Source organism: Vibrio ichthyoenteri ATCC 700023, assembly GCF_000222605.1.
Lineage (GTDB): Bacteria > Pseudomonadota > Gammaproteobacteria > Enterobacterales > Vibrionaceae > Vibrio > Vibrio ichthyoenteri.
Window position 1 is genome coordinate 1 of sequence record NZ_AFWF01000064.1, and the last position, 3,583, is coordinate 3,583.

The 3,583-nt window shown below is 38.6% G+C and carries 2 protein-coding genes and 1 pseudogene; 2 read left to right on the forward strand and 1 reads right to left on the reverse strand.

Features of this window, described 5'->3' with window-relative positions; translation table 11 throughout:
* Positions 1 to 231: 231 nt before the first annotated feature.
* Together RH85_RS05975 and cqsA are read left to right on the forward strand one after the other, a co-directional pair.
* Positions 232 to 783 carry a recombinase family protein gene (locus RH85_RS05975; RefSeq protein WP_006711311.1) on the forward strand — a complete coding sequence of 184 codons (552 nt, stop codon included), beginning with the start codon at positions 232 to 234 and terminating at the stop codon, positions 781 to 783.
* Between the two features lie 311 nt (positions 784 to 1,094).
* Positions 1,095 to 2,276, forward strand: a complete 1,182-nt coding sequence (gene cqsA / locus RH85_RS05980) for an alpha-hydroxyketone-type quorum-sensing autoinducer synthase (RefSeq protein WP_006711312.1) — start codon at positions 1,095 to 1,097, stop codon at positions 2,274 to 2,276.
* A 61-nt stretch (positions 2,277 to 2,337) separates the two neighbouring features.
* Here the strand turns inward: cqsA and RH85_RS05985 are convergent.
* A pseudogene (locus tag RH85_RS05985) lies at positions 2,338 to 3,583 on the reverse strand (response regulator); the annotation flags it as partial.

Sequence of the window (3,583 nt, forward strand, 5' to 3'; positions counted from 1 at the left end):
CCTTTTATTAGTATATGCAACATCACACTCACAGCAAGATATTTAACAAAGCGCATTAATGATTCTTATTACGACAAACAACATCGCAGCGCTCGGATATAAATATATACGAGCACGTCACCCTCATTTTTTTAAAAAGCTCTCAAGTCAATGAATCAGCGTGTTCAATAGTTGTACTCCATTTAAGTTTTACTGATATACTCGTATCATATTTAAATTAATGAGTACAACATGAGAAAACTGACCTTTAATTATCTCCGCGTGTCAACAAAAATTCAAAATACCGAACGACAGCTTGATAATGTTCCTTGCGACAGGCAATTTATAGACAAGGCATCCGGTAAAAATAGAGAGCGTCCAGCATTGGATGCAATGTTGAGTTTTGCGGATTCTGGTGACCATATTAACGTTCACTCAATAGATCGACTTGCAAGAAACTTGAAAGATCTAAGACAGCTTATTGATGAGATAACTAGCAAAGGCTGTACCATTCAATTTCACAAAGAAAATTTAACATTTAGTGGTGAGGAAAGCCCTTTTCAAGATCTGATGTTGAATATGTTAGGGGCTGTTGCAGAGTTCGAACGAGCCATCATCAACGAACGTCGACTAGAAGGCATCGCCAAAGCAAGAGATAAAGGCGTTCAATTTGGAAGGAAAGCAGACCTAGATCGTTATGACAAGATCAACGAGTTGTTGGCCTCCGGCTTATCACTAAGAGCAGTGGCCAAAGAACTTGATTGTGGTTTATCGACGGTGCAGAGGGCGAAGGCGTACAAATAATATTAACACGCTTCTCTTGCATCAAAATTCAGCCAATAATCGTCATATTTCACACATGTCGAATGTTAATTCCCATAAAAAGAAAAAACAATTAAATTACTATTCACTGTCTTTTTTAACTATTTTTCAAAACGTTCTATCAAGTTATACCTCCTAACGATAAGGAAATAATAACCGTACCCAAGCCCTAAATCCCGAGTTTGCAAGCGTACGCAAACTTATGCAATATCGGCAATGACACAACTCGCATACCAGTTAAAACTATATAACTGTCAGCGCTGGCGTTTTTCGTATTACTAAGAGAAATTATTATGAGTGATAAATTAAAAACGAAACCTCTTCCTTCTTTCGTTGAGGAACGCCTAGACTTTTATATTCAAGACTTGATCGAGCAAAATGAGAGCCAAAAGCACTTGGTTTTGGGTAAACGGCCGCAATCAGGAGCAGTAGTTATGCAAAGTAACGACTACTTATCATTATCTCACAATAATGTAATTCAAAAGGCACATCGAGATGCCATTTTTGAGCATGATGACAATGTAGTTATGTCTGCGATCTTCCTACAAGATGACGATTCTAAGCCTGCGTTTGAAGTGCAATTAGCCGATTATGTAGGCATGGAAAGTTGTTTGCTTTCGCAATCAGGATGGGCAGCCAATATCGGGCTATTACAAACAATTTGTCCACCAAATACACCTGTATATATCGATTTTTTTGCTCATATGTCTCTATGGGAAGGCATCCGAGCAGCTGGCGCACAAGCACACGCTTTTATGCACAACAGTATGAGCCACTTACGCAAACAGATACAGCGTCATGGCTCTGGTGTCATAGTGGTCGATTCAGTTTACAGCACCATTGGAACCATAGCGCCGCTTCACGACATCTACGAAATGGCACGTGAATTTGATTGCGCTCTAATTGTTGATGAATCCCATTCACTAGGCACTCATGGTCCAAATGGAGCAGGCCTAGTAAAGGAACTTGGCCTAACCAACCAAGTCGATTTTATTACCGTAAGTTTAGCTAAGACGTTTGCATATCGCGCAGGGGCTATTCTTGGTCACAAAAAAATAGCCAGAACACTTCCGTTCGTAGCATATCCAGCAATTTTCAGTTCTACGGTATTACCGCAAGAAGTCATTCGTCTTGAGAAAACTCTCGAGGTGATTAAAAAGTCGAATGATAAGCGAAGCTTGCTATTCCAAAGAGCTAAAACACTAAGAACAGGTTTAAAGCAAATTGGTTTTAATATACGTAGTGAATCTCAAATTATTGCTTTGGAATGTGGGAGTGAGCGGAATACTGAGTATGTCCGCGACTTTCTTGAGGAACGTAATGTGTTTGGGGCGGTATTCTGCCGACCAGCGACTGGAAAAAACAAAAACATCATACGATTTTCAATCAATGCCGATATGACTTCTCAAGATGTAGATCATGTACTCACTGTTTGCCAGGAAGCATTCAACCATCCAGAATTAGAATTCGTATAGCGAATCGAAAGAGCTCAGTGGAATACTGAGCTCTTAATCCAGTTAAGACCAATTTAAGGCATTAAATCCAATTAGAAATCTTGTCGAGCAACCTATTTTTATCTACCGGTTTAATAATAAAATCTGACATACCGGATAGACCAATACTCTCAATACCAACAGGCGAACTGTCTCCCGTATGAGCGATTATCGGTATGCAAGAATAAGACTTATTTGAGGCACGAATACGACGAGATGTCTCTATCCCATTCATAACTGGCATTTCAATATCCATTAAGATCAAATCAATATCATTTGTATCCAACGCATTTATCGCTTGCTGACCATCTTCTGTTTGTATTACCTCAAACCCTTGCTTTTCAAGCAACATCGCCGTAAATTTACGCAAGGAACTATTATCATCTACAACCATAATCGTTCGTTTATTGGTTGTATCCTTTGGTTTAGTTAATACTTGAGGAGCCACATAGTTTGCATCATAAAGCATACTATCAATAGCTGATCTAATGTTTAATAACCAGACTTGTATCTCCATCCAAATCGGCTCAAAAGAAACCTTTCTGACTCTCTGGATTGGCTGATTTTCAAACAAATAAACGATACAAGCTTCAGTGAGTGAAAATAATGACTCCATCTTATCGATATAATTACCTAGAACATCAAAGCTTTCTATATCGACAAAGATCAAATCGTATTCGAATTCATATTCTTTCTTCTTAAGTAGCTCATCAGCATCCAATACCGTCAAATTGAATCCCATAACACTAGCAATATCTGTCATCTTCAACACCAAAATAGGTTGATCACTAACGAAGAGTATAGATTTCAGCTTATTTAACTCACTTTTAATGTCCTTAACTTCCTTTGAAATGACTGGTAAAAACGTTAACGTAAATTGTGACCATTCTTCGATTTGAGATTGACACTGAATATCCCCCCCAAACGCACGCATGACCTTCTTACAGAAAGATAAGCCCAAGCCATAGTGGCCTGACTTACCTGTCGTATAAAAATCATTAAAAATGCTTGGCAACACATCAGCCGCTATCCCTGAACCGTTATCAGTGACCACAATTTTGTGACAAAACTCCTCAGTGTACATGGTAACGTGAATATGGAAATCTTCCGCTCTACGATGGTGGAATGAATTCTTAAATAAGTTATACATCACATACTTCAACAGCGTGTCACTTCCTAACAAAAATCAAATTCATTACGAACATCTAATGAGATCACCAAGCGATCGGTCAAACGCTTATAGCTAAAGCTTTCAATCGCACTTTCAACCACAGATTTAGCTGAATGTT

What these genes read in the sequence shown, in the direction of transcription:
- cqsA (WP_006711312.1), top strand. Translation starts at nt 1,095, where the DNA reads ATGAGTGATAAATTAAAAACGAAACCTCTTCCTTCTTTCGTTGAGGAA.
- RH85_RS05975 (WP_006711311.1), top strand. Translation starts at nt 232, where the DNA reads ATGAGAAAACTGACCTTTAATTATCTCCGCGTGTCAACAAAAATTCAA.